General features: G+C 71.8%; 19 protein-coding genes. 6 read left to right on the forward strand and 13 right to left on the reverse strand.

Annotated features, from left to right (window positions below):
- Positions 1-40: 40 nt before the first annotated feature.
- From ACIBI5_RS36935 to ACIBI5_RS36945, 3 genes are all read left to right on the forward strand, one after another.
- A complete protein-coding gene (locus ACIBI5_RS36935) occupies positions 41-919 on the forward strand; it encodes an alpha/beta hydrolase (protein ID WP_397253660.1) in 879 nt (292 codons plus the stop codon).
- Between the two features lie 147 nt (positions 920-1,066).
- Positions 1,067-1,981 carry a serine hydrolase gene (locus ACIBI5_RS36940; RefSeq protein WP_397253662.1) on the forward strand — a complete coding sequence of 305 codons (915 nt, stop codon included), beginning with the start codon at positions 1,067-1,069 and terminating at the stop codon, positions 1,979-1,981.
- A gap of 211 nt (positions 1,982-2,192) precedes the next feature.
- Entirely contained in the window at positions 2,193-3,413 is a 1,221-nt protein-coding gene (locus ACIBI5_RS36945; protein ID WP_397253664.1) for an MFS transporter, read from the forward strand.
- Here the strand turns inward: ACIBI5_RS36945 and ACIBI5_RS36950 are convergent.
- The 8 genes from ACIBI5_RS36950 to ACIBI5_RS36985 all read right to left on the reverse strand — a co-directional run bounded on the left by ACIBI5_RS36950 (position 3,382) and on the right by ACIBI5_RS36985 (position 12,873).
- Entirely contained in the window at positions 3,382-4,878 is a 1,497-nt protein-coding gene (locus tag ACIBI5_RS36950; RefSeq protein ID WP_397253666.1) for a DHA2 family efflux MFS transporter permease subunit, read from the reverse strand. The two genes, ACIBI5_RS36945 and ACIBI5_RS36950, sit on opposite strands and share 32 nt — an antisense overlap.
- A gap of 31 nt (positions 4,879-4,909) precedes the next feature.
- Positions 4,910-7,924, reverse strand: coding sequence for a BTAD domain-containing putative transcriptional regulator (locus ACIBI5_RS36955; RefSeq protein ID WP_397253668.1), 3,015 nt, complete (start codon positions 7,922-7,924; stop codon positions 4,910-4,912).
- A gap of 7 nt (positions 7,925-7,931) precedes the next feature.
- The gene (locus ACIBI5_RS36960) at positions 7,932-8,684 is read right to left on the reverse strand and encodes an isocitrate lyase/phosphoenolpyruvate mutase family protein (RefSeq protein ID WP_397253670.1); all 753 of its coding nucleotides are present in this window, start codon (positions 8,682-8,684) and stop codon (positions 7,932-7,934) included.
- Positions 8,681-9,382, reverse strand: coding sequence for a hypothetical protein (locus ACIBI5_RS36965; RefSeq protein WP_397253671.1), 702 nt, complete (start codon positions 9,380-9,382; stop codon positions 8,681-8,683). Before ACIBI5_RS36965 ends, ACIBI5_RS36960 begins: the two co-directional genes overlap by 4 nt.
- 115 nt (positions 9,383-9,497) lie before the next feature.
- A complete protein-coding gene (locus tag ACIBI5_RS36970; RefSeq protein ID WP_397253673.1) occupies positions 9,498-10,196 on the reverse strand; it encodes a DUF998 domain-containing protein in 699 nt (232 codons plus the stop codon).
- Entirely contained in the window at positions 10,193-11,398 is a 1,206-nt protein-coding gene (locus tag ACIBI5_RS36975) for a glycosyltransferase (RefSeq protein WP_397253675.1), read from the reverse strand. The genes ACIBI5_RS36970 and ACIBI5_RS36975 overlap by 4 nt, the downstream gene beginning before the upstream one ends.
- 1 nt (position 11,399) lies before the next feature.
- On the reverse strand, positions 11,400-12,215 hold the full coding sequence (locus ACIBI5_RS36980) for a DMT family transporter (RefSeq protein ID WP_397253677.1): 816 nt from the start codon (positions 12,213-12,215) through the stop codon (positions 11,400-11,402).
- A gap of 37 nt (positions 12,216-12,252) precedes the next feature.
- Positions 12,253-12,873, reverse strand: coding sequence for a DedA family protein (locus ACIBI5_RS36985; protein ID WP_379627705.1), 621 nt, complete (start codon positions 12,871-12,873; stop codon positions 12,253-12,255).
- Between the two features lie 362 nt (positions 12,874-13,235).
- Here ACIBI5_RS36985 and ACIBI5_RS36990 point away from each other — a divergent pair, with 362 nt between their 5' ends.
- The gene (locus tag ACIBI5_RS36990) at positions 13,236-14,387 is read left to right on the forward strand and encodes a sensor histidine kinase (protein ID WP_397253679.1); all 1,152 of its coding nucleotides are present in this window, start codon (positions 13,236-13,238) and stop codon (positions 14,385-14,387) included.
- Between the two features lie 934 nt (positions 14,388-15,321).
- On the opposite strand, the gene ACIBI5_RS36995 is transcribed toward ACIBI5_RS36990, so the two are convergent.
- The 5 genes from ACIBI5_RS36995 to ACIBI5_RS37015 all read right to left on the reverse strand — a co-directional run bounded on the left by ACIBI5_RS36995 (position 15,322) and on the right by ACIBI5_RS37015 (position 18,960).
- The gene (locus ACIBI5_RS36995) at positions 15,322-15,954 is read right to left on the reverse strand and encodes a VC0807 family protein (protein WP_397095362.1); all 633 of its coding nucleotides are present in this window, start codon (positions 15,952-15,954) and stop codon (positions 15,322-15,324) included.
- Between the two features lie 214 nt (positions 15,955-16,168).
- Positions 16,169-16,819, reverse strand: coding sequence for a leucine efflux protein LeuE (gene leuE / locus ACIBI5_RS37000; protein WP_397253681.1), 651 nt, complete (start codon positions 16,817-16,819; stop codon positions 16,169-16,171).
- Between the two features lie 29 nt (positions 16,820-16,848).
- A complete protein-coding gene (locus tag ACIBI5_RS37005) occupies positions 16,849-17,412 on the reverse strand; it encodes an AAA family ATPase (protein ID WP_397253683.1) in 564 nt (187 codons plus the stop codon).
- Positions 17,387-18,571: a serine hydrolase domain-containing protein gene (locus ACIBI5_RS37010; protein WP_397253685.1), complete on the reverse strand. Its 1,185-nt coding sequence runs from the start codon at positions 18,569-18,571 to the stop codon at positions 17,387-17,389. The genes ACIBI5_RS37005 and ACIBI5_RS37010 overlap by 26 nt, the downstream gene beginning before the upstream one ends.
- Positions 18,572-18,603: 32 nt before the next feature.
- Positions 18,604-18,960, reverse strand: coding sequence for a winged helix-turn-helix transcriptional regulator (locus ACIBI5_RS37015; RefSeq protein ID WP_379627717.1), 357 nt, complete (start codon positions 18,958-18,960; stop codon positions 18,604-18,606).
- A gap of 108 nt (positions 18,961-19,068) precedes the next feature.
- Here ACIBI5_RS37015 and ACIBI5_RS37020 point away from each other — a divergent pair, with 108 nt between their 5' ends.
- Positions 19,069-19,443 (forward strand): hemerythrin domain-containing protein, encoded by a 375-nt coding sequence (locus ACIBI5_RS37020; protein ID WP_379627719.1) that lies wholly within the window; start codon positions 19,069-19,071, stop codon positions 19,441-19,443.
- A gap of 100 nt (positions 19,444-19,543) precedes the next feature.
- Positions 19,544-21,625 carry a cellulase family glycosylhydrolase gene (locus ACIBI5_RS37025; protein ID WP_397253687.1) on the forward strand — a complete coding sequence of 694 codons (2,082 nt, stop codon included), beginning with the start codon at positions 19,544-19,546 and terminating at the stop codon, positions 21,623-21,625.
- Positions 21,626-21,670: the final 45 nt, after the last annotated feature.

Below are 21,670 nucleotides of genomic sequence, written 5' to 3' on the forward strand. Positions count from 1 at the left end.
GCCGTGGACACCCGGGCCCACGGCCGCCCAGACTTGGGGCATGAGAGTGGAGTTCTCCGCCGACGGGATCGTGCTGGCCGGCGACCTGCGGGTCCCCCCGGGCTCCGGGGTACGGCCGGCCGTCGTGCTGACCGGCCCCTTCACCGGGGTGCGCGAGCAGGTGACCGGGCTTTACGCCGAGCGGCTGGCCGCCGAGGGGTTCGTCACGCTGGCCTTCGACCACCGGTGCTGGGGGGAGTCGGGAGGCGAGCCCCGGCGGCATGAGGACGTGCAGGGCAAGCTGCATGACCTGCGGGCGGCGGTGTCGTTGCTGCGGTCGCGGCCGGAGGTGGATCCGGACCGGATCGCGGCGGTGGGCATCTGTCTTGGCGGCGGATATGCCCTGAAATTTGCTGCTTTTGATCCCAGGGTTAAGGCTTTTGCCGGGGTCGCGGGGGCGTACAACAATCCGTACGCGATGCGGACAGGGATGGACTACCAGGGCGCGTTGGACGGGTTCACCGGCGTGCTGGAGCGTCAGGACCTCGGTGGCGCGGTCGAGTACGTGCCCGCCGTCTCCGCGGACGGGGAGGCGGCGATGCCGGGCGACGAGCCTTTCGCCTACTACGGGACCTCCCGCGGGGCGGCCGCCTCCTGGAAGAACGAGGTGACCAGGGCGAGCATCCGCGAGCTGATCACCATGGACAACATGATGGGCGCCGACTTCCTGTCCCCGAAACCGGCGCTGATCGTGCACGGGGTGATCGACCGCTTCTGCTCGCCCGAAGGGGCCGAGGAGGTCTACCGGCGGCTGGACGAGCCCAAGAAGCTGGTCTGGCTGGATGCCAAGGAGCACGTGGACCTGTACGACCGCGAGCCGTACGTGGGACAGGCGGTGGCCGAGGTGGCGGCCTTCCTCCGCGAACACCTCGCCGCCTGACGAAGCCCCTGCCCGCCCGGTATTTGGGGTGGTAGGTGCCCTTTCCCGGATATCGGGGCGTGTGACCTGTTGAGGTGGTGGGCAGAGATCATCCTGTAATGGGAAGATCGCCACCCCCGGGGCGAGGTCGTGTTCCGGGGGGCGGGCATGCGTGCTGCGTGGCGATGGGCTTTCGTCGGCGGGGTCGTCGCGGGCGTGGCGGGATGCGGCGGCGGGGGTGCGGTGGTGCCGTTCGCGCCGCATGTGCACGTGGCCAACCCCGCCTGTGTACTGAAATATCCGGATCTGGTGGGTGGGGTGGCGGCGCGAGGGCGGCTTCAGCGGGATCTCGACCGGTATCTGACCCGGCAGCCTGGGCGGATCGTCTACAGCGCGCACGAGCTGGTCAGCGGGCTGCGGCTGTCGTACCGGGAGCACGAGAGCGGCATGATCACCGCCAGTGGCAGCAAGGTGGACATCCTGACCGCGCTGATGCTGCGGCGGGGGCGGCTCAGCTCCGCGGAGAGCGATCTGGCGGCCCGGATGATCCGGGAGAGCGACAACCACGCCGCCGACGCGCTGTGGTGGCGGGTCGGCGCGGGATACGGGATGGGGAACTTCTACCGGCGGATGGGGCTGCGGGAGACCACCCCGGGCCCCAGCCGGTACTGGGGCGGGACCAACACCAGCCCGGCCGACCGCATCCGGCTGCTGCGGCTGCTGGTCAAGGGGGGTGCGGGACTGTCGGCCGCCCATCGGGCGCACATCCTCGGACTGATGAGCCGGGTGCAGGCCGACCAGGCCTGGGGGGTCAGCGCCGCCGCGCGGCCCGGGGACCGGGTGGCGTTGAAGAACGGGTGGACTCCCCGGCCCTTCGTGCACAACACCTGGGCGGTCACCAGCTACGGCCGGATCCATGGGCCCGGACGTGACCTGTTGCTGGCCGTGCAGACGGACCTGCAGCCGGGCGAGGGCCGGGGCATCCAGGCCATCGAGGGGCTCGCGAGGCTGATCGGCCGGCGCCTCGACGCCCTGTCACCCCGCCTCACCCGCACCTGCCCCGCCGTCCCGGCCATCGCGTGACAACCAGGCAGTTCCCGGCGACGGCGTGAGAGGGCGTTGTGGGTGTGTCCAAGGGCACCCGTCGAGGGGCAATAAAGGGGGACCAACCGGCGTTATAGGTCACTGTTAGACCGCTCGGCGGCCGACTGAACCACGTCGGTATCACCCCGGTCGAAGCCCACCACGACGGTGCGCTCCCGGGAGGCTCCGTCATGACCTGGACGGAGACCAGATGAGGTCCTACCTGAACGTGCTGGCCACCCCCGGCGCCTGGCGGTTCCTGGTGCCCGCGCTGGTGGCTCGCCTGCCGTACGCGATGCTGCAGATGGGTGTGCTGCTGCTCGTGCAGTGGTCCACCGGCTCCTACGGCGCCGCCGGGATGGCCGCCGCGGCCGCCGCGGTGTCGCAGGCGCTGGTGGGGCCGCAGACCGGCCGGCTCGCCGACCGCTACGGCCAGCGCAGGGTGCTGCTGCCGCAGATCGCCGTCCACGGGCTGGCGCTCGGGGCGCTGCTCGCGCTGGCTTCCGCGCAGGCGGCGGTGCCGTTCCTCGTGCTCACCGCGGCGCTGGCGGGAGCGTCGGTGCCGCAGGTGGGGGCCATGGTCAGGGCGCGCTGGGCGCACCGGCTGGGTGGTTCGGGGAAGCTGAACACGGCCTTCGCGGTCGAGTCGATCACCGATGAGCTGACCTTCACGCTCGCCCCCGTCCTGCTGGTGGGGCTGTCCACGGGGTTCTCGCCGGTCGTGGCGCTGCTCGGCGCGCTGGTGCTGATCGTGGCCGGGACCGTCGTGTTCGCGAGCGTGCGGACCGCGCTGCCGGAGCCGATGCCGGTCCGGGTGCGGGCCACCGGCGGGGTGCTGCGGCTGCGCGGCGTCGCGCCGCTGGCGCTCGCCTTTCTCGCGATGGGTTCCGTCTTCGGCTCGCTGCAGGTCGGCATCACGTCGCTGACGGCCGCGCTGGGCGAGCCCGCGCTGGCCGGGCCGATCTACGGGACGTTCTCCGCCGCGAGCGTGATGGGCGGGCTGCTCTACGGCGCCGTCCGCTGGAAGGTCGCCGCGCGCGCCCGGCTGGTGGTCGGCCTGGCGCTGCTGGCCGTCGCGACCACCGCGCTGACGTTCGCGGGCTCCATCCCCATGACGTACGGCGCCGCCGCCCTCGCCGGCCTGGCGATCGCCCCCGTGGTGATCACCGGCTACACGATCATCGACGACCTGGTCCCGGCGGACGTGCGTACCGAGTCGTTCACCTGGCTCAACGGCGCCATCGGCCTCGGCATCGCGACCGGCGCCTCGGTGGCCGGTCAGCTCGTCGACCAGGCCGGCCCCGCCCTCGCCTTCGTGGTGCCGCCCCTGACCACGGGCCTGGCCGCCCTCCTGGTCCTGGTACGGCTGCGCAGCCTCCGCCCCCATCCGGAGCCCGCGCTCACCGGTGGGCAGGTTCTTCAGCGTCGGTGATGACCTTGGGCACCCCGCGCAGCCCGGCCAGCGCGAGCCCCGCGACGACCACCAGGATGGCGGCGGTGACCACCGAGGTCGTCTGCATCCCGGCCACGAACGCGCGCTCCGCCGCGCTGATCAGCTCGCCGGCCCGCTCGGCGGGCAACGTGCTCGCCAGGTTGATCGCGTCGGTGATCGACTCGCGGGCTGCCGGGTCCGGATAGGTCATGTTGGCGCGGTAGGTGCTGGTCAGGACCGTGCCGAGAACGGCGATGCCGAGCGCGCCGCCGAGCTCGAAGGCCGTCTCGGAGATGGCCGCCGCGGCCCCGGCGCGCTGCTTGGGCGCGGTGGCCAGCACGTTGTCGTTGTTCACGGTGAACGTGAGCCCGATCCCGATGCCGCCGATGACCATGGGGACCAGCAGGTAGAAGTAGTTCAGTTCGGTGCCGAGCGTGGCGTACCAGGCGAAGGACACGGCGTTCATGGCCAGCCCGAGCGCGACCACGCCGTTGCGGCCCAAGACCCGGATGAGCGGCGCGGCCACGATGCCGCCGACGGCGCCGGACAGGCCGCCGGGCAGACCGGCCAGGCCCGCCTGGAGCGGCGACCAGCCGACGACGAGCTGCAGGTACCACGCGAACATGAGCGACATCGCCATCATCGTGAAGATGGCCAGCAGGTTCGTGCCGATGGAGGCGCTGAAGGCGCGCTTGGCGAACAGCCGCACGTCGATGAGCGGATGGGCCAGCCGCGTCTGGCGCCGTGCGAACACCACGAGCGCCGCCGCCCCGAGCACGCCGGCCGCGAGGACGTCAGGGGCGCCGAGGCCGTTGTGCGCGGCCTCCTTCACCGCGTAGATGACGGCGACCACGCCGGCGAAGGACAGCACGACGCTCAGCGCGTCGATCCGGCCCGCGTCCGGATTGCGTGACTCCGGCAGCACGAGGTAGCCGCCGACGAGGACAACGGCCATGATCGGCAGGTTGATCAGGAAGACCGATCCCCACCAGAAGTGGTCGAGCAGGACGCCGCCCACGACCGGCCCGATGGCGAACCCGGCCGCGCTCATCGAGCTCCAGATGCCGATCGCGGTGGTGCGCTCGCCGGGCTCGGTGAAGACGTTGCGGATGATCGACAGGGTGGACGGCATGATCGTGGCCGCCGCGACGCCGAGCAGGGCCCTGGCCGCGATGAGCAGTTCGGCGCTGGGGGCGTACGCGGTGACGACGGAGGCGGCGCTGAACGCGACGGCGCCGATGAGGAGCAGCCGCTTGCGTCCGATCCGGTCGCCGAGGTTGCCCATGGCGATGAGCAGGCCGGCGAGCGCGAAGCCGTACATGTCGCCGATCCACAGCAACTGCGTCGAGGAGGCGCCGAGGTCGGCGACCAGCCTCGGCAAGGCGAGGTGGAGGACGGTCAGGTCGAGGGAGAGGAGGAGCGTGGCGAGGCAGGCGATCGCCAGGCAGGCCCATTTGGTGCGCATGCCGCTCACAGTGGGCGGCGGCGCTGACCGGTCACTGACCGGTGGCTGACGGTTTCTCCGCGAGCTCCAGCGCCTCGCGCGGCGTGAGCGTGCGCAGCAGCTTCGCGGTCTCGCCGTCGCCGCGCGCCTCGGCGGTCGCCGCCAGGCCGTCGATCGCCGGCCGTGACAGTTGCTTGAACGTGCGCTGCGCCTCGCCCAGCGCGGCGGTGAAGCGGTCCCACGCCGCGTCCGTGTCGCCGGCGGCCAGGTCGAGCCGGCCCAGCGCGAGGTGGATGCGGGCCCGCGTGTCCACGACGGCGTACCAGCCTTCAGGGCACTCGGCCAGCGCCTGCTCCAGGTAGGCGCGGGCCTCCGCGGTCCGCCCGCGCCGCGCGGCCACCTCGCCCAGCCCGAAGTGCGCCCACGCCAGCGTGTCCGGCGCGCCGATCCTGCGGGCCTGCTCGGCGGCGCGCAGGTAGCCCGCCTGCGCCTCGTCCAGATCGCCGAGGCACAGGACGCTGTCGGTGCGGCGGCACAGGTTCTCGGCGGCGTCGGCGCTCGCGCCCAGCTCCTGCGACAGCGCCATCGCCCGGTCGGCCAGCGCGATCGCGCCCGCGTAGTCGCGGCGTTCGAAGCGCAGGTCCTGGAGCCCGCCCAACGCCAGCATGCAGCCCCAGCGTTCGCCGATGGCGGTGAAGTCCGCCAGCGCCAGCTCGAACCGCTCCGCGGCCTCGTCCAGCTGGTCGTAGGCGTGGTGGACGAAGGCGGTGCCCAGCGACGTCAGCGCCCGCGTCCACGGCGAGAGCGGCATCCCGGGCGGCGGCGCCACGTCCGCCGGCCGGTAGCCCGCCGGCGGCCCGGTGAACAGCGGCATCAGCATGGTCAGGAACTCCAGCCGGAACGGCAGCCGGTACTCGCCCATCCCGGCCGCGAGCAGTTCGCGGCGGCGCGCCAGGTCGGCGGAGGCGCGGCCGTCGGCCGAGGCGGTCAGCACACACGTCGCGTACTCCTCCGCCAGCCCCTCGGGCGGCCTCTCGCCCATCTCGCCGAGCACCAGGTTGGCGAGCTGCGCGCTGACCACCCGGTGCCCGCGCATCCACCAGTAGCAGGCCATCCGGGAGACCAGCCGCAGCGCCAGCTCGATCTGTCCCGTCTCGCCCGCCCAGCGGATCGCCGCGTGCAGGTCGTCGCTCTCCTCGTCCAGGCGCGCCAGCCACGGCAACTGGTCGCGTGTACGCAGCCGGGCGTCGGCCTCGGTCGCCAGCTCCAGGCAGTAGGCGGCGTGCGCGGCCAGCGTGGCGTCCACCTCGTCCGCCTCGGCCAGCCGCTCGGCGCCGTAGGCGCGGATCGTCTCCAGCATGCGGAAGCGGCCGCCGACCAGCTCGACCAGCGACTTCTCCGCCAGCGAGGTCAGCACGTCCTCGGTGCCGGGGCCGCCGCCGGACACCCGCTCCGCCGCCTCCACCCGGCCGCCGCCCACGAACACCGTCAGCCTGCGCGCCAGCCGCTGCTCGCCGGCGTCGAGCAGGTCCCAGCTCCAGTCGACGACCGCGCGCAGCGTCTGGTGCCTGGGCAACGCGGTACGGCTGCCGCGGGTCAGCAGCCGGAAGCGGTCGCCGAGCCGTTCCGCCACGTCGGCCAGCGTCAGCGTGCGCAGCCGGGCCGCGGCCAGCTCGATGGCCAGCGGCAGGCCGTCGAGCGCCCGGCAGATCCCCACGATCAGCTCCAGGTCCGCTCCCTCCACGGCGAAGTCCTGGCGTACGGCCGCCGCCCGATCGGCGAACAACCGCACCGCCGGATAGTCCAGCGGGTCCGGCACCCCGGGCGGCGGCAGGCGCAGCGGCGGCACGGGCAGGAGCGACTCGCCGGTGATCGCGAGCGCCTCCCGGCTCGTGGCCAGCACCCGCAGCGCGGGGCAGACGGCCAGCAGCTCGTCGGCCAGCTCGGCCGCGGCGGCCACCAGGTGCTCGCAGTTGTCCAGGACGAGCAGCAGCTTCCTGTCGGCCAGCGCCGCCACCAGCCGCTCGCGGGGCGCCGGCGCGGGGCGGCCGGGCCCGGCGACCGGCGCGTCCCTGATGCCCAGCGCCGCCAGCACCGCGTGCACCAGGCCGGTGGCGTCGGCCACCGGGGCCAGCTCCACGAAGCAGACGTCGCCGGGGATACGCTCGGCCGCCTCGGTGGCCAGCCGCGTCTTGCCCGCGCCGCCGGGGCCGATCAGCGTCACCAGCCTGGCCGAGTCGAGCAGAGTGCCCAGCCGCTCCAGGTCGGCGGCCCGGCCGACGAAGCTCGTGAGTTGCGAGCGCAGGCCGAGCCTGGTCACGCCCTCCGCCGCGCCGCCCAGGGCCGGGTCGGCGCGCAGGACCGCCAGGTGCGCCGCGGTCATCTCTGCGCCCGGCTCCACGCCGAGTTCCTCGTCGAGGATGCGGCGGCCCTCCTCGTAGGCGGTCAGCGCCTCGGCCTGGCGGCCGCTGCCGTACAGGGCGCGCATGAGCTGGGCGCGCAGCCGTTCGCGCAGCGGGTGGGCGGAGATGAGCTGGCGCAGCTCGGCGACCAGGTCGCGGTGGCGGCCGAGCGCCAGATCGGCCTGGACGCGGTCCTCCACGGCCGCCAGGCGCAGCTCCTCCAGCCGGGTCGCGGCCGCCTCCGCCAGCGGGGCGTCGCTCAGCGGAGCTCCGTGCCACAGGTCAAGGGCCTCGCGGAGCACGGCGGCGGCGGCGCGGGCGTCACCCGAGCCGAGCGCCTGCCTGCCGTCGGCGGCCAGCTTCTCGAACCGGTGCGCGTCCACCTGCGACGGGTCGGCCGCCAGGCGGTACCCGGCCGGATGGAACTCCACCAGGTCCTTGCCCAGCGCCCTGCGCAGCCGCGACACCTGCGACTGCAGGGCGTTGGAGATGCCTTCCGGGGGGCTGGCGCCGTACAGGTCGTCGACGAGCTGCTCCGCGGGGACGATGCGCCCGGCCCGCAACGCGAGGAGGACGAGCAGCGCCCGCACCCGCGGGCCGCCGAGCACGACCTCCCGCCCGTCCTCGGCCTGGACCTTGGTCGGGCCAAGGATCTCGAAGCGCATGCCTCGATTATCGGGGTCGCGGGAGCATCGCGGCGATCTGCTCGTAGGTCGGCATCGCCCGCCCCTCATCTCCCAGTACGGCCAGCATCCCGCGCAACGACGCCCGGTACAGCAGCGAACCCGTGCTGACCCGCGCCACCCCCGCCTCGGCCAGCGCCTCCACCGGCGGACCGTAGAGCACGTTGACCGGCCGGCTCGTGCTCCTGACGATCTCCGCGATCCGCGCCGGGTCCGTCAGCCCGGGGACGAAGACACCGTCGGCCCGCTCGTACGCCTCGACCCGCTCGATGGCGTCGTCGCCGGTCCTGAGCCAGTGCGCGTCGGTACGGGCGTTGACGAACACGCCGTGGCCGAGTGCCGCCTCGATGATCTCCTGGTGGTGCGCGGTGTCCCTGAGCGTGCCGTCGGGCCGTCCGTCCTCCAGGTTGACGCCCGCCACCCCGGCCCGTCCCAGCTCCGCGACCAGCGCGGCCACCTCGGCGGGGTCGTCGCTGAACCCGCCCTCGATGTCCACGGTCACCAGCACGCCGAGCCCGGCCATGGCCTTGGCCAGCGCGATCGTCTCGTGCTTCGTGGCCCCGGCGGCGTCCGGCTTGCCGTGCACCGCCGCGACGCCCAGGCTCGTCGTTCCGATCGCCGGGTACCCCTCCGCGGCCAGCGCGGACGCCGACCCGTAGTCCCAGGCGTTCGGCAGCAGCAACGGCTGTCCCGGCACGTGCAGGCGCCCGAACACCTCGCCCGCCGTTTCGTTCGCTGTCATGAGCGCTTCCCTTCGAGGTAGCCGGCGGCGATGGCCAGGGCGTGGCCGGCGGCCGGGCAGGGGCGGACGCCGTGGCCGAACGTGAGGTGCGGGGTGCGCCCGCGGGACGGGTCGAAGCGGTCGGGGTCGGGGAAGACGTCGGGGTCGCGGTTGACGGCCACCAGGTCGATCTCCACTCCGGCCCGGCGGGTGAGCTTCAGCGGCGGGTCGTGGCGGAGCGTCTCGTGCAGCAGGTCCTCGACCGGCGTGACGCCGTCGTCGTGGGCAAGCGCGTTCGCGATGAGGGCGGCGGTGGAGGCGTGCGCCTGCAGCAGCACGGTGATCATCGGAATGCCGAGCGGCAGCAGCTCCCGGACCGCGGCATCGGCCTCGGGGCTCGTCTCCCCGCTGAGGTAGCCGCTCGCGGCCGCGGCCACCGCCGCTACCTGGCCGACCCCGAAACTCCTGGCCGCCACCTCGTCGGCCGGTACGCCGGCGAGCGCCCTGGCCCGCACCTGCAGCTCGGCCGGATCGAACGCGGCCAGCAACTCGACGACGGCCCGGCGGCGCTCCGCGTGCACGGGGCCGGAGGCGAAGCGCGACACCTGCGCCCGCAGCCACGCGAGCGTGCCGGGCGCGCCGTCCTGCGGGACCGGGGGCGGCACGACGCCGCTGTCTTCCAGTACGGCCGTGGCCTGCGCGTATCGGGTGATGAGCATGTTCCGAGCCTAGGTCCGATTCGCTTCGACGCCCGTCGAAGGGTCCCGGAGGACAAACACCCCCATGACCAGGGGGAGAGGCAGTCGCCTCCCCGTGGTCAAGGGGGTATTTGCGCTAGGCGGCCAGGTGTTCCGTACGCCCGGTTCCCGGCACCGGGTCGGAGGCGTTGTCGGGCGCGGTGCCCGGGACGGCGTCCGGTGTGGGGATGGCGGCGGTGGACGGGTGGCGGTGTTCCCGGAGCGCGGCGATGGCCATCATGACCAGGAGCGCGATCTCGGCCAGGACGAGCGCCCGCTCCAGCAGCCCGTAGTAGGCGCCGCCGTTGATCAGCGGGGACAGGAACGAGGCGGGATGCGTCGCCAGGTAGACCACCAGCGTGATCGCCGAGGTCACCGCCAGGGCCCGCACCGCGTTCCAGCGGGGCAGCGCGCCGCGGGCGCGGGCCAGCATCCAGCCGGCCACCGGCAGCGTGGTGAAGACGACGGCCGCGGACCAGCGGTGGATCTCCCCGGCCATCGACTTGACCGCGACCCCGGCGGGGTCGGTGGGGAAGACGGCGCTGAGCATGAGGCCGGCGGCGCCGGCCAGCAGGAGGACCCGGGTGGCCGCGGTGCGCGCGGGCTCACGTACCGCGAGGCCGTACGCCAGGAAGACGCAGGTGGCGGCGAGCCCGAGCATGCCGGCCACGACCGGCACCAGCCCGCCGGAGACCAGCGCGTAGTCACTGAGGAGAGGCTGCTCGGGCAGCGCGAGCTGGGCGTAGCCCAGCGAGAACACAGCGACCAGCGCACCGGCGACGGCACCCCAGATCATCGCGCCACATCATCATAGATCTGCTCGAACCGGGCCAGGGAGTTCTGGTGGTCGTGGGTGAGGGCGAGCTCGCGGCTGGCCTTGCCCATGCGCTCGCGCAGCGCGTCGTCGGTGAGCAGCGTCGTCAGGTGCTTGGCGAGCGTGATGACGTCGCGGGGCGGGAACAGGAAGCCGTTCTCGTCGACGAGGTGCGGCAGCGCCATCGCGTCGGCGACGACCACGGGCAGCCCGCTGGCCATGGCCTCCAGCGTCGCGATGCTCTGCAGTTCGGCGATGCTCGGCATGGCGAAGGCGTCGGCGGCGGCGAAGGCCTGCGGCATCTGCTCGTCGGGCACGAACCCGAGCATGAACACCCGGTCGGCCACCCCGATCCGCTTGGCCAGCTGCTCCAGCACCTCGCGCTGGTTGCCGCGGCCGACGAAGGCGAGCTGCGCGTCGGTCTCGTTCAGCACGTACGGCAGCGCCCGCACGAGGTCGTCGAGCCGCTTCTCCTCGTCGAGGCGGCCCACGAACAGCACGGTGTTGCGGTCGGGCAGCCCGAACATCTTGCGCGCCCACTGCTTGGGCTCGGTGTGCGGGTGGAAGCGGGTCAGGTCGATGCCGCACGAGACCGGCTCGACCTCGCCGGCGAAGCCCTGGTCGGCCAGCAGCTTGGCGGCCAGCGGCGTGGGCGTGGTGACCCGCTGGGCGCGGTTGAAGATGCGGCGGAAGTCACGCCAGGCCAGCTGCCCGGCCTTGGCCCGCAGCCGCGCGGGCACGTGCCCGAACTGGAAGAGGTTGTCGGGCATGAAGTGGTTGGTCGCCACGACCGGCACCCCGCGGCGGCGGGCGGCGTTGATGGCCGCCCGGCCGACCACGAAGTGGCCCTGGGAGTGCAGCACGTCCGGGTCGATGGCCTCGACGAGCCGGTCGAGCCGGGTCGGGACCGTCACCCGCATGGTGGGGTGGACCAGCAGCGGCGCCGAGCGGAGCCGGTGCACGATGACCCCGTCGACCACGTCCGCCTTGGCCGGGCCCTCGTCCGACTGGCAGATCACGTGGACCTCGTTGCCGCGCTCCGCCAGGCCGGTGGCCAGGCGGTAGGTGAAGACCGCGGTGCCGTTCACGTCGGGGGGATACGTGTCGGTGGAGATCAGGATCCGTCGGGGACGGTCGGCTACGGGGTGAAGCTCGGGAGTGCGCGTCGGCAGGGGCATGGCCATGTCAGGCGGACCTTTCCAAGGGGGTGGTGCGGGCAAGTGCCACGGTTCCGGCCGCGGTGAGCGCGGCGGCGGCGATGGGGGCAACGCCGGTGGGCAGAGGTTCGCCGAGCAGCAGGGCGCCGAAGGCCACCGCGGTGAGCGGGTCGGCGATCTGCAGCGAGGCGAAGGAGACGCCGAAGTGGCCTACGGCGTAGGCGCGCTGCAGGAGCATCAGGGCGAGCAGCGCGGGGACGGGCAGAGCGAGCAGGTACCACCAGTTCCAGCCCTGTTCTCCGAAGGTGTCGGCGAGCACCCTCATGAGGGTGGCCGTGGCACCGTAGAGAACTCCGGCACTGGTGGCGAGCAGGGCGGCGCGACCGGCGGGGGAGGCGATCCTGGCACCGGCCCAGAGCAGCACCGCGGCGATCCCGGAGACGGCGAGCAAGGTCGCCACCTCCTGGAGGCTCAGGTGCGAGGGGCCGGTCGATGGGGGAACCAGGAGCACCAGGCCGATCAGCCCGATCGCCACGACGGCGGCCGAGCCCAGCTCGGCGCGGGAGGGCCTGCGCCCGTGCAGCGCCGCCGCGAGCGGCAGCGCGAACAGCAGGCTGGCCACACCCATCGGCTGCACGATCGTCAGCGGGCCGAGACCCAGCGCGACGATGTGCAGGCCGCCACCCGCGACGATGGAGACCCCGCCGAAGACCCAACGCGGCCGCTTGATCAGCGTACGGAGGCGGGTCTTGCCGGAGCCGAGTGCTTCGAACTGCTGAAGTGCCGCACCGAGCGCGAAGAACAGCGAGCCGATCAGGGCGATCGCCGCGGCCAGCACAGTCATGAAACGCTCCTCTCACGTGGATAGTCGCCAAAAAGGGTCAAACGGACGTGTCTACAGGGAGTCGCTCGGCCGAATCCTGAGTAGCGGCTCGCTTCTTCCTGATGAAACGGACCCCTTCGACGATCGCGGTGATCGACAATGCGATGCCGAGGCCGAGCAGGAGCCCCTTGATCGGGTCGTTCTCGAAGGCCATGCCGCCGAAGTAGCCGATCAGGGCGGAGTAGACGGCCCAGGAGGAGGTCGCGATCGCGTCGAAGAAGGTGAACGACCGCAGAGGGTGGCGCACCGCGCCCATGGTCAGCGTCGTCGCCGTCCGCCCGCCCGGGATGTATCTGGCCACCACCAGCACCAGCCCGCCTCGCTCGGCCAGCGCGTTGCGCGCCCACACGAGGGCCTTGCGTTCGCGGAGCCGTCCGCCGAACTTGCGGCCGATGAGGTAGGAGATGTGGTCGCCGGCGAAGGCGCCCAGGGCGGCCACCACGATGACCAGCACCAGGTTGGTCTGCCCGGTCACCGCGAACACCCCGGCGGTGATCACCGAGGTCTCCGCGGGCACGATCGGGAAGAACCCGTCGAGCAGCGCGAGGGCGAACAGCGCGACATAAAGCCACGGCGAGGACATCACCTGTTGCAGCAGGTCGAGAATCGCGTGAGACATGTCGTGCACTCCGAATCTTCAGTGGGCCCATCCACCATCTCGGCGGAGGAGCCGCGAGGCATCGGGGGACAACCCCCTAAGGTCACGGGCAAACCCCTGAGACGTTCTCGGGGTCACACCACCACGAAGGTAAGAAGTCCGCAGTTCACGGCGCATCGGACGTTCGGTACGCACCACCCCCGACTTTCGTCAGGGTCGAGGTACGACCTCCGGCTGACACCCTCGATCCTTCCGGGGTCCTCCTGGCGAGTCAGGAGTGCAGGTATCCGAATCGGGGGTGGGGTTAGCCCTACCTTCGTCAGGGTTCTCTCACCACGTTCGGCAGGTCCGGGCGTTGCCGGACGCCCGCTACCGTCGAGGGCGTGAACCACCTCCGCCGATCCGGCCGCCAGGCCGTCTCCGACATGTTCCTCTGGCTGGCGCTGTCGGTGCTCGCCGCCGCCTCCGGGCCCGATCCGCTCGACGGCCTGGGGCCGTTCGCGGCCGTGACGGGCACGCGTGTCGTGGTGCTGGCGGCGGCCGTCGTTGTAGGGCGGGCGTGGCCGGTGGCCGCGGTCGTGCTCATCACGCTGGCCTCGCCCTGGGACCTGGAGACGAGCTTCGCCACGCTCGACCTCAGCTGGCTGCCGGGGTTGGGGAGCACGAAGGTCATCCCGACGACCCTGCTGTCGCTGGGCCTGTTCTGGTACGCCTACCTGGCCGGGCGCCAGATCGATCGCGTGTGGCCGGCGGTGGCCGCGTTCGCCGGGATCGCCGCGGGCGGATGCGTGCTGGTGCTGGCCGAAGGCGGGCGGGCCGAGCAGTGGATCGCCCTGGTGACCGGGATGCTGGGCACGTACGCGGTGCCGTACCTGCTCGGGGGGCTGCGGAGCAGGCTGCGCACCCAGCGCGCGCGGGCGCAGGCGGCGGCCGAGTCGCAGGCGCGCATGCGCGAGCGCACCAGGATCGCCCACGACATGCACGACTCCCTCGGCCACGACCTGGCGCTCATCGCGGTGCGTGCGGCGGGGCTCGAGCTGTCACCGGGGCTGACGTCCGCGCAGGTCAAGGCGGCGGGGGAGCTGCGCGTGGCCGCGGCGGACGCGACCGAGCGGCTGCGTCAGATCATCGGGCTGCTGCGCGAGCAGGGGGAGAGCGCGCCGCTCGACCCGGTGGACGAGAGCGTCGCCGAACTGGTCGAGCGGGCGCGCGCCTCGGGCATGGAGATCACGTTGCGGCTGGACGGCGGGCCGCCGCTGGCGCACCGGGTGGTCCAGGAGGGGCTGACGAACGCGGCCAAGCACGCGCCGGGCGCGCCCGTGACGGTCACGGTCGAGGAACTGCGGGTCAGCGTCGTGAACGGGGCGTCGCGCGGGCGGGCCACCGTGATCAGCGGCGGCACCGGCCTGACGGCCCTGCGCGAGCGCGTACGGCTGGCGGGCGGCACCCTGACCGCCGGCCCGCGCGGCGACGGCTACGAACTGGCCGTGGAGCTCCCCCGCGAGGGGGAGGCGCATCCCCGCACAGCGGGATGAGCCGGGCGGCCCGCCGCAGCACGATCGGAGTATGACCAGTGAACGAGCCGGTATAGGCCGGGTCACCGCCGCGATCGTCGCGATGGCCGCCATGCTCCCTTATCTCACGATCAAGCTGCTCTGGCTGGCGGGCAACCCCGTCGGCGTCTCCGACCCGTCCTTCCTCGCCAGCCCCGTCATGGTGGCCATGAACGCCATGACGTTCGGCATGGACCTCGTGGCGCTGGTGCTGGCGCTGTCGTTCACCCTGCGATGGGGGATGCGGCTGCCCGCCTGGCTGGTCCTGCTGCCCATCTGGGTCGGCATCGGCCTGCTCTCGGTGATCCTGGTGACCGCGCCGGTGGGTGTGCTGATCGAGGGCCTGTCGATCTTCCCCGCGGGCGGGCCGATCGCGTCGTGGGTGTACATGGCGGTCTACGGCGGGTTCATCGGCCAGGCGGTGGGGCTGAGCACGGCCTTCGCCCTCTACGCCCGCGACCGCTGGCCGGGGGCGTTCCGCGCGGTCCGGCCGGCGCCGAGCGCGACGCTGCCGCTCCAGCGGCTCATGGCCTACGGCGCGCTGGGCGTGTCGCTGCCGCTCGCCGGCATCAAGCTCTTCTGGGCCTTCGGCGGCACGTTCGGCCTGCCGCCCGAGATGGTGGCGGCCTCCGGCACGGCCGCCTTCCTGCAGAACGGACTGAAGGGCGCGCTCATCATCGCCGGCGCGCTCGCACTGCTCGCCCTGGTCAAGGGGTACGGCGGGCGCGCCCTGACCCTCGCCTGGGTGGGCTCCGGTTCCATGTTCGGCTGGGGCCTCTACAGCCTGATCGTCACCCTGAGCGCGGGCCCGCTCGCCGGGCCGATGGCCATGCCGGTGCCGGACCTGGTGGAGCTGTTCGCGACGCTCACCGGCCTGGTGATGGCCTGCTGCGGCGCGATCGTGCTGGCGGAGCGCTCAGGCGTGGGCGACGTGCATGCGGCGCAGGACCCGCTTGAAGGCCAGAACGGAGAAGGCGATCGCCGAGCCGCTGATCAGGGCGACCACGCCGGTGCGGACCAGCATGTACCCCTGGAGCTGGGACTCGTTGAGCGCCAGCCAGATGCTCACCGTTGAGTTGGCCAGCAGCACGAAGCCCCACAGCAGTGTGATCCTGGCGAAGAACCTGCGCATCCGCGCGTGCCTGAGCACCACGGACGGCAGCGGGACGTAGTCGAGGGTGAGTTTCTGCACGAGCGGCTTGTTCAGCCGGACCGAGGCCAGGAAGACCACGCTGATGCAGATGGTGCCGAGCTCCGGCTGGATGGCCCAGTAGTGCCAGTCGCCCGTCCAGAAGGAGACCGCCGTCCTGAACGACAGCGCCAGCGCCGCCATCCACATCGTGGCCGGGACCTTGGCCCGCCGCGCCAGCCGCCAGACCAGTCCGCCGAACAACCACGCCAGGCCCGCGAACAGCGCGCCCTGCGTGCCCAGCAGCCACACGCTGGCATACACGATGACCAGCGGCGCCACGACCGCCTCCAGCAGCTTCGGCACCGCGTCGCGGGCGAGCGTGGTCAGGCGAGGCAGGGTGATCGGAGGGTGGTTCAAGGCTGCTCCGCAGGTAGGCCGAGACCCTACGACTACCCGGGCAGCGGGAAACCGGGCTTGCCGAACGGGTCGGTCGGTGTAACGGCACGGACACCTCGGCACGCCGGGCAGCGCGCCGGTGGCCAACCGTACCTGACCCGCCTGAGTGCGACTGCCTCTTTTGCCACGTTCCACGCGAAGGCTACATACGCCTCACCCGGCCGATAGGCCGACCTCACCCCAGCGAGGTGGTCGCCAGCTTGGCCCCGAACCCCAGGAACAACGCCCCCACGCCGCTCGTCAGCCCGGCCGACAACTTGCGCCGCGAACGGAACTGCCCGGCCAGGAAGGTCCCGCTGAAGATCAGCATGGTCAGGTAGAGAACGCTGAACAACTGGACGATCGCGCCCAGGATGAGGAACGAGAACGCCGGAGCGGCGTACCCGGGATCCACGAACTGGATGAAGAACGAGACGAAGAACAGGATCGCCTTCGGGTTCAGCAGGCTGACCACCAGGGCCTTGCGGAACGGGTTGACGCGGTCGACCGGCTCGGCGGTTCCGGCGGTCTCGGCCTCCGGGGCGCGCCAGGCCCGCCAGGCGCCGCGCAGCATCTGGAAGCCGATCCAGGCCAGGTAGCCGGCTCCGGCGTACTTGACGATCGTGAACAGCACGGGGTTCGACTTCAGGAGCGAGGCGGCGCCGGCGGCGGCCAGCAGCATGAGGACCGAGTCGCCGACGAACACGCCGGCGGCGGCGCGGTAGCCCTGCTTCACGCCGCGCTGGGCGGCCAGGCTGAGGACGTAGAGGGAGTTCGGTCCTGGCAGCAGGATGATGAAGAACGCACCGGCCACGAAGGTCCAGAGGTCAGTGATGCCGAAGTACATGGCTGCGAGCTCCTGAAAGACGGGATAATTCAGGATAGGGGGAGGTTGTCGAGGAGGAAGCGCGTTCTGACCTCGACCGGAGCCTTCGGCAGCGTCACCAGCTCGTAGCCGTAGTCCTCGTAGGCCCCGGTCACCGCCGTGTAGGTGCGCTCCGCCTCCTCCGGCGACTGCTTGCGCTCGGCGTCGTTGCGGAAGATCTCCGGCCAGGGCGGGGCGGCGAAGACGCGCCGGTGGTAGCGGTGGCGCAGCGCCGCCCGGTGCACGTGGTCCGGCACCGGCCGGCCCTCCAGCCGCAGGTAGCCGATCACGTCCACGACGCCGCGGTCGAAGAAGACGGGGCCGGGCCCGAGGGCGGCGGCGGCCCGGTACGAGCGCAGCTCCCAGGAGAGCATCAGCTCGGCGAACAGGTCCTTGTCCGCCCAGGGCAGCGCGCGCCCGCCGATCGCGCTCTGGTCCTGGATGATCGCCCGGCCCGCTTCCTCGGTCCTGGCGTACCCCGCCTCTTCCAGCCGGTCGATCAGGGTGCTCTTGCCCGATCCCGGCCCGCCGGTCAGGACGACGAACCGCTCAAGGCCGGTACCAGATCCCTCCATTGGCCCGAGCGTAACCGAGCGTCCGGTACGCGGCGTCGGTCAGGGCCTGGCCGCGGGGGTTGATGCCCAGGCCGCTTCCCTGCTTGTTCATGGAGTAGCCGAAGGCCAGCCGGGCGCCCGGGTCGCAGAAGCCGACCGAGCCGCCCATGCCCGCGTGGCCGAACGCCGACTCCGACATCAGCGCGCCCTCCCTGTCGGCCGCCGGCAGATGCCGGTTGTCGGTGGACTTCATGAACCCCGCCGACCAGCGCGTCGGCACCCCGAGCACCGCGTCCATGCCCGCCGACTCGGTCCTCGCCATGATCGAACGCTGCTCGGCCGGAACCAGCTCGCCCAGCGACAGCGGCCGGTACATGCCGGCCAGCCCGCGCGCATTGGTGATCGCGCCGACGGAGCCGTACTCGCCGGCGTGCGACTCCCGGCTGTCGGACGAGGTCATGAAGCCGCCGTCGTTGCCCAGGAGCAGCGCCGGCATCGACGACGGGTCGGAGAACGCCTTGACGTAGAACGACGGCAACTCGGGCGGGATGTCGGCCGGGATCGTCGGCGCCACCCGGCCCTCCTGCTCCTCGGGCAGCCCCAGCCAGAACTCCAGCCCGAGCGGCTCGGCCACCTCCTCGCGGAAGAACGTGCCCAGCGGGCGCCCGCCGACCCGCCTGATGATCTCGCCGACCAGGAAGCCGAAGGTGAGCGCGTGGTAGCCGTGCCGGGTCCCCGGCTCCCAGAACGGCTCGGCCACGGCCAGCCGCTCGGCCATCAGCTTCCAGTCGTGGAACGCGCCGGCGGGCAGCGGCTCGCGCAGCACCGGCAGACCGGCCTGGTGGGCGAGCACGTGCCTGACGAGGGTGGCGCCCTTGCCGGCGGCGCCGTACTCCGGCCAGTAGCGGATGACCGGGGCGTCGAGATCGAGCTCGCCGCGGGCGGCGAGCAGGTGGGCGCACAGCGCGGTGGCGCCCTTCGTGCACGACCAGACGTGGCCGATGGTGTCGTGGAGCCAGGGCGTCCCCGGAGCGGCCTCGCCGCCCCACAGGTCGACGACGACCTCGCCGTCGACCATCACGCAGACCGACGCGCCGACCTCGCCGCGTTCGGCGAGGTTGCGCTCGAACTCCTCCCGGACCAGGGAGAACCGGGGATCGCAGGTGCCTTGTACCGTCATTCCCTGACTTGACCACCGAAGCGGGCTCGCGTCTACACCTTGTCGTACGCCGCCCGCGCCCGATCGATCTCGTCCAGGTGCTGGTGGGCCCAGCCGACAAGAGCGCCTACGATCTCCCGCAGCGTGCAGCCCAGCGGCGTCAGGTCGTAGTCCACGTGGGGCGGGATGACCGGATGGACCGTCCGCCTGACCAGCCCGTCGCGCTCCAGGCCGCGCAGGGTGACGGTGAGCATGCGCTGGCTGATGCCCGGGATGGCCCGGCGCAGCTCGGTGAAGCGGTGGGTGCCGGTGCTGAGGTTGTAGAGCACGACCGTGGACCACTTGTCGCCCACGCGGTCGAGCACCTCGCGGGCGCGGCAGTTGGCCTCGGTCTCCGTCAGGTACTCCACGGTTCTCTCCAGGTAACTAACGCAGGAAAAAGTGCGATCTATGCGCTTACCACGACGGTAATCCATCATGCCGTTAGTTACTAGAAGGAACTGTAAAGGAGTGCCCCGATGTCCCGAGACCACGCCATGGTCCGCGAGCTGATCGCCGTCCACGACGGTCTGCGCCGGGAACTGAAAGAACTGCGCGGCGCGAGCGAGATCACCGGTGATCTGCGGGTCCGCTGCATGTACTACTGCCACCACGTCGAGATGCACCACACGGTGGAGAGTCACTACCTGTTCACCACCCTGCGGGCCCGCTTCCCCGAGTCCGCCGAGGTCATCGACCGTCTTGAGCGCGAGCACGGCAAGGTCGCCGAGATCCTCGCCGCCATCGAGCGGGCCGCGGACTTCCGCGAGGACCTGGAACGGCTGGCCGGCGAACTGCTGGCCCACCTCGACTACGAGGAGGAGCAACTGGCTCCCTTGTTGTCACGCCTGTAGAGGCGCTTGTCAAATTGGGTCTTGTTCCGGACAGACGTCGGATCTATTCTCCGTGTGCTCGTTAGTTAAGTTTCCTAATGAACGAGTAGGAGCGGACCCCATGCATCGTTCAACGCGGCTGATCACTCTGGCCGCCGTCTGTCTGGCCCTCTTACCCGCACTGCCCGCCGAAGCCGCGCCCACCCGGCTTGAGGCGGAGAACGCCACGATCTCGCAGGGTGCCGTCGAGTCCAACCACGCCGGCTTCTCCGGAACCGGCTTCGTCAACGGCGACAACGTGGCGGGGCCGTACGTGGAGTGGACCTTCAACGCCCCCGCCGCGGGCACCGCCACCCTGGCCCTCCGCTACGCCAACGGCACCACCGCCAACCGCCCCAGTGACATCTCCGTCAACGGCGCCCTGATCGCCGACGACCGCGCCTTCAACCCCACCGGCGCCTGGAGCACCTGGGCCACCGCCACGCTGACCGCACCGGTCGTGGCCGGCGCGAACACGATCAGAGCCACCGCCTCCGCCACCGGCGGCAACCCGAACTGGGACTACCTGGACGCCGAGGTCGCCGCCGCGCCCGGCAACGACCACCAGGCCGAGGACGCCACGATCACCCAGGGCGTGGTCGAGTCCAACCACGCCGGGTTCACCGGCACCGGCTTCGTCAACTACGACAACGTCACCGGCTCCGCCGTCGAGTTCACCGTGAACGCGGCCGCCGCCGGCAACGCCACCCTGACCTTCCGCTACGCCAACGGCACCACCGTCAACCGCCCGATGTCCATCAGCGTCAACGGCAGCGCCCAGACCAAGGACTTCCCCGGCACCGGCGCGTGGAGCACCTGGCAGGAGGTTCAGGTGAACGCCGCCCTGAACGCGGGCGCCAACACCGTCAGGGCGAGCTCGACCACCGCCAACGGCGGCCCCAACCTCGACCGCCTCAGCGTCGGCGTCACCGGACCGCCCGACACCGAGAAGCCCACCGTCCCCGGCGACCCGCGCTCGACCGGGACCACGTCCAGCTCGATCTCACTGGCCTGGAACGCCGCCACGGACAACAGCGGCTCGATCAAGGACTACCGGGTACGCGAGGGTGACACCGTCGTCGCCACCGTCACCGGCACCACGGCCACCGTGACCGGCCTGGCCGGATCCACCACGCACACCTACACCGTGACCGCCCGCGACCCGTCGAACAACGAGTCCGACCGCAGCGCCGCCGTCACCGCCACCACCCAGCCGCCCACCGGCGGCGGCACCCCGGTCGAGGCCAACGGCCAGCTCAGGGTCTGCGGGCTCAAGCTCTGCAACGAGAACGGCAAGCAGATCCAGCTGCGCGGCATGAGCAGCCACGGCATCCAGTGGCACTACGACTGCCTCAACACCGCCTCGCTCAACGCCCTGGCCGACGACTGGAAGTCGGACGTCCTGCGCATCTCCATGTACATCCAGGAGGGCGGCTACGACACCAACCCCCGGGCGTTCACCGACCGGGTGCACAACCTGATCGAGCAGGCCACCTCCCGCGGCATGTACGCCATCGTCGACTGGCACATGCTCAACCCCGGTGACCCGTTCGCCCAGAACAACCTCGCCAAGGCCAAGACGTTCTTCACCGAGATCGCCCAGCGCCACAACAACAAGAAGAACCTGCTCTACGAGGTCATGAACGAGCCCAGCGGCGTCGCCTGGTCGCGCATCCGCGACTACGCCCAGCAGATCATCCCGGTGATCAGGGCCAACGACCCCGAGAGCACGATCCTGGTCGGCACCCGCGCCTGGTCCTCGCTCGGCGTCTCCGAGGGCTCCGACGAGAGTGAGATCATCAGCAACCCGGTCAACGCGACCAACATCATGTACACGTTCCACTTCTACGCCGCCTCGCACGGCAGCAACTACCTCGGCACCCTGTCCCGCGCGGCCGACCGCCTGCCGATGTTCGTCACCGAGTTCGGCACGCAGACGTCCTCGGGCGGCGGCGGCAACAACTTCACCAGGTCGCAGCAGTACATCGACCTGATGGCACAGAAGAAGATCAGCTGGGTCAACTGGAACTTCTCCGACGACCCCCTCTCCGGCGCCGCCTTCACCGAGGGCACCTGCCCGGGCGGCCCGTTCACCGGCACCAGCCGGCTGAAGGAGGCGGGACGGTGGATCCGCGACCAGGTCCGCCTGCCTGACGACTTCTGACCCCGACTCGGGCGCCGTGCGCGAGGGGATCCGCGCGCGGCGCCC

Origin of the sequence: Nonomuraea sp. NPDC050540 (assembly GCF_044457485.1) — a bacterium.
In the GTDB taxonomy this organism is placed as follows: Bacteria; Actinomycetota; Actinomycetes; order Streptosporangiales; family Streptosporangiaceae; genus Nonomuraea.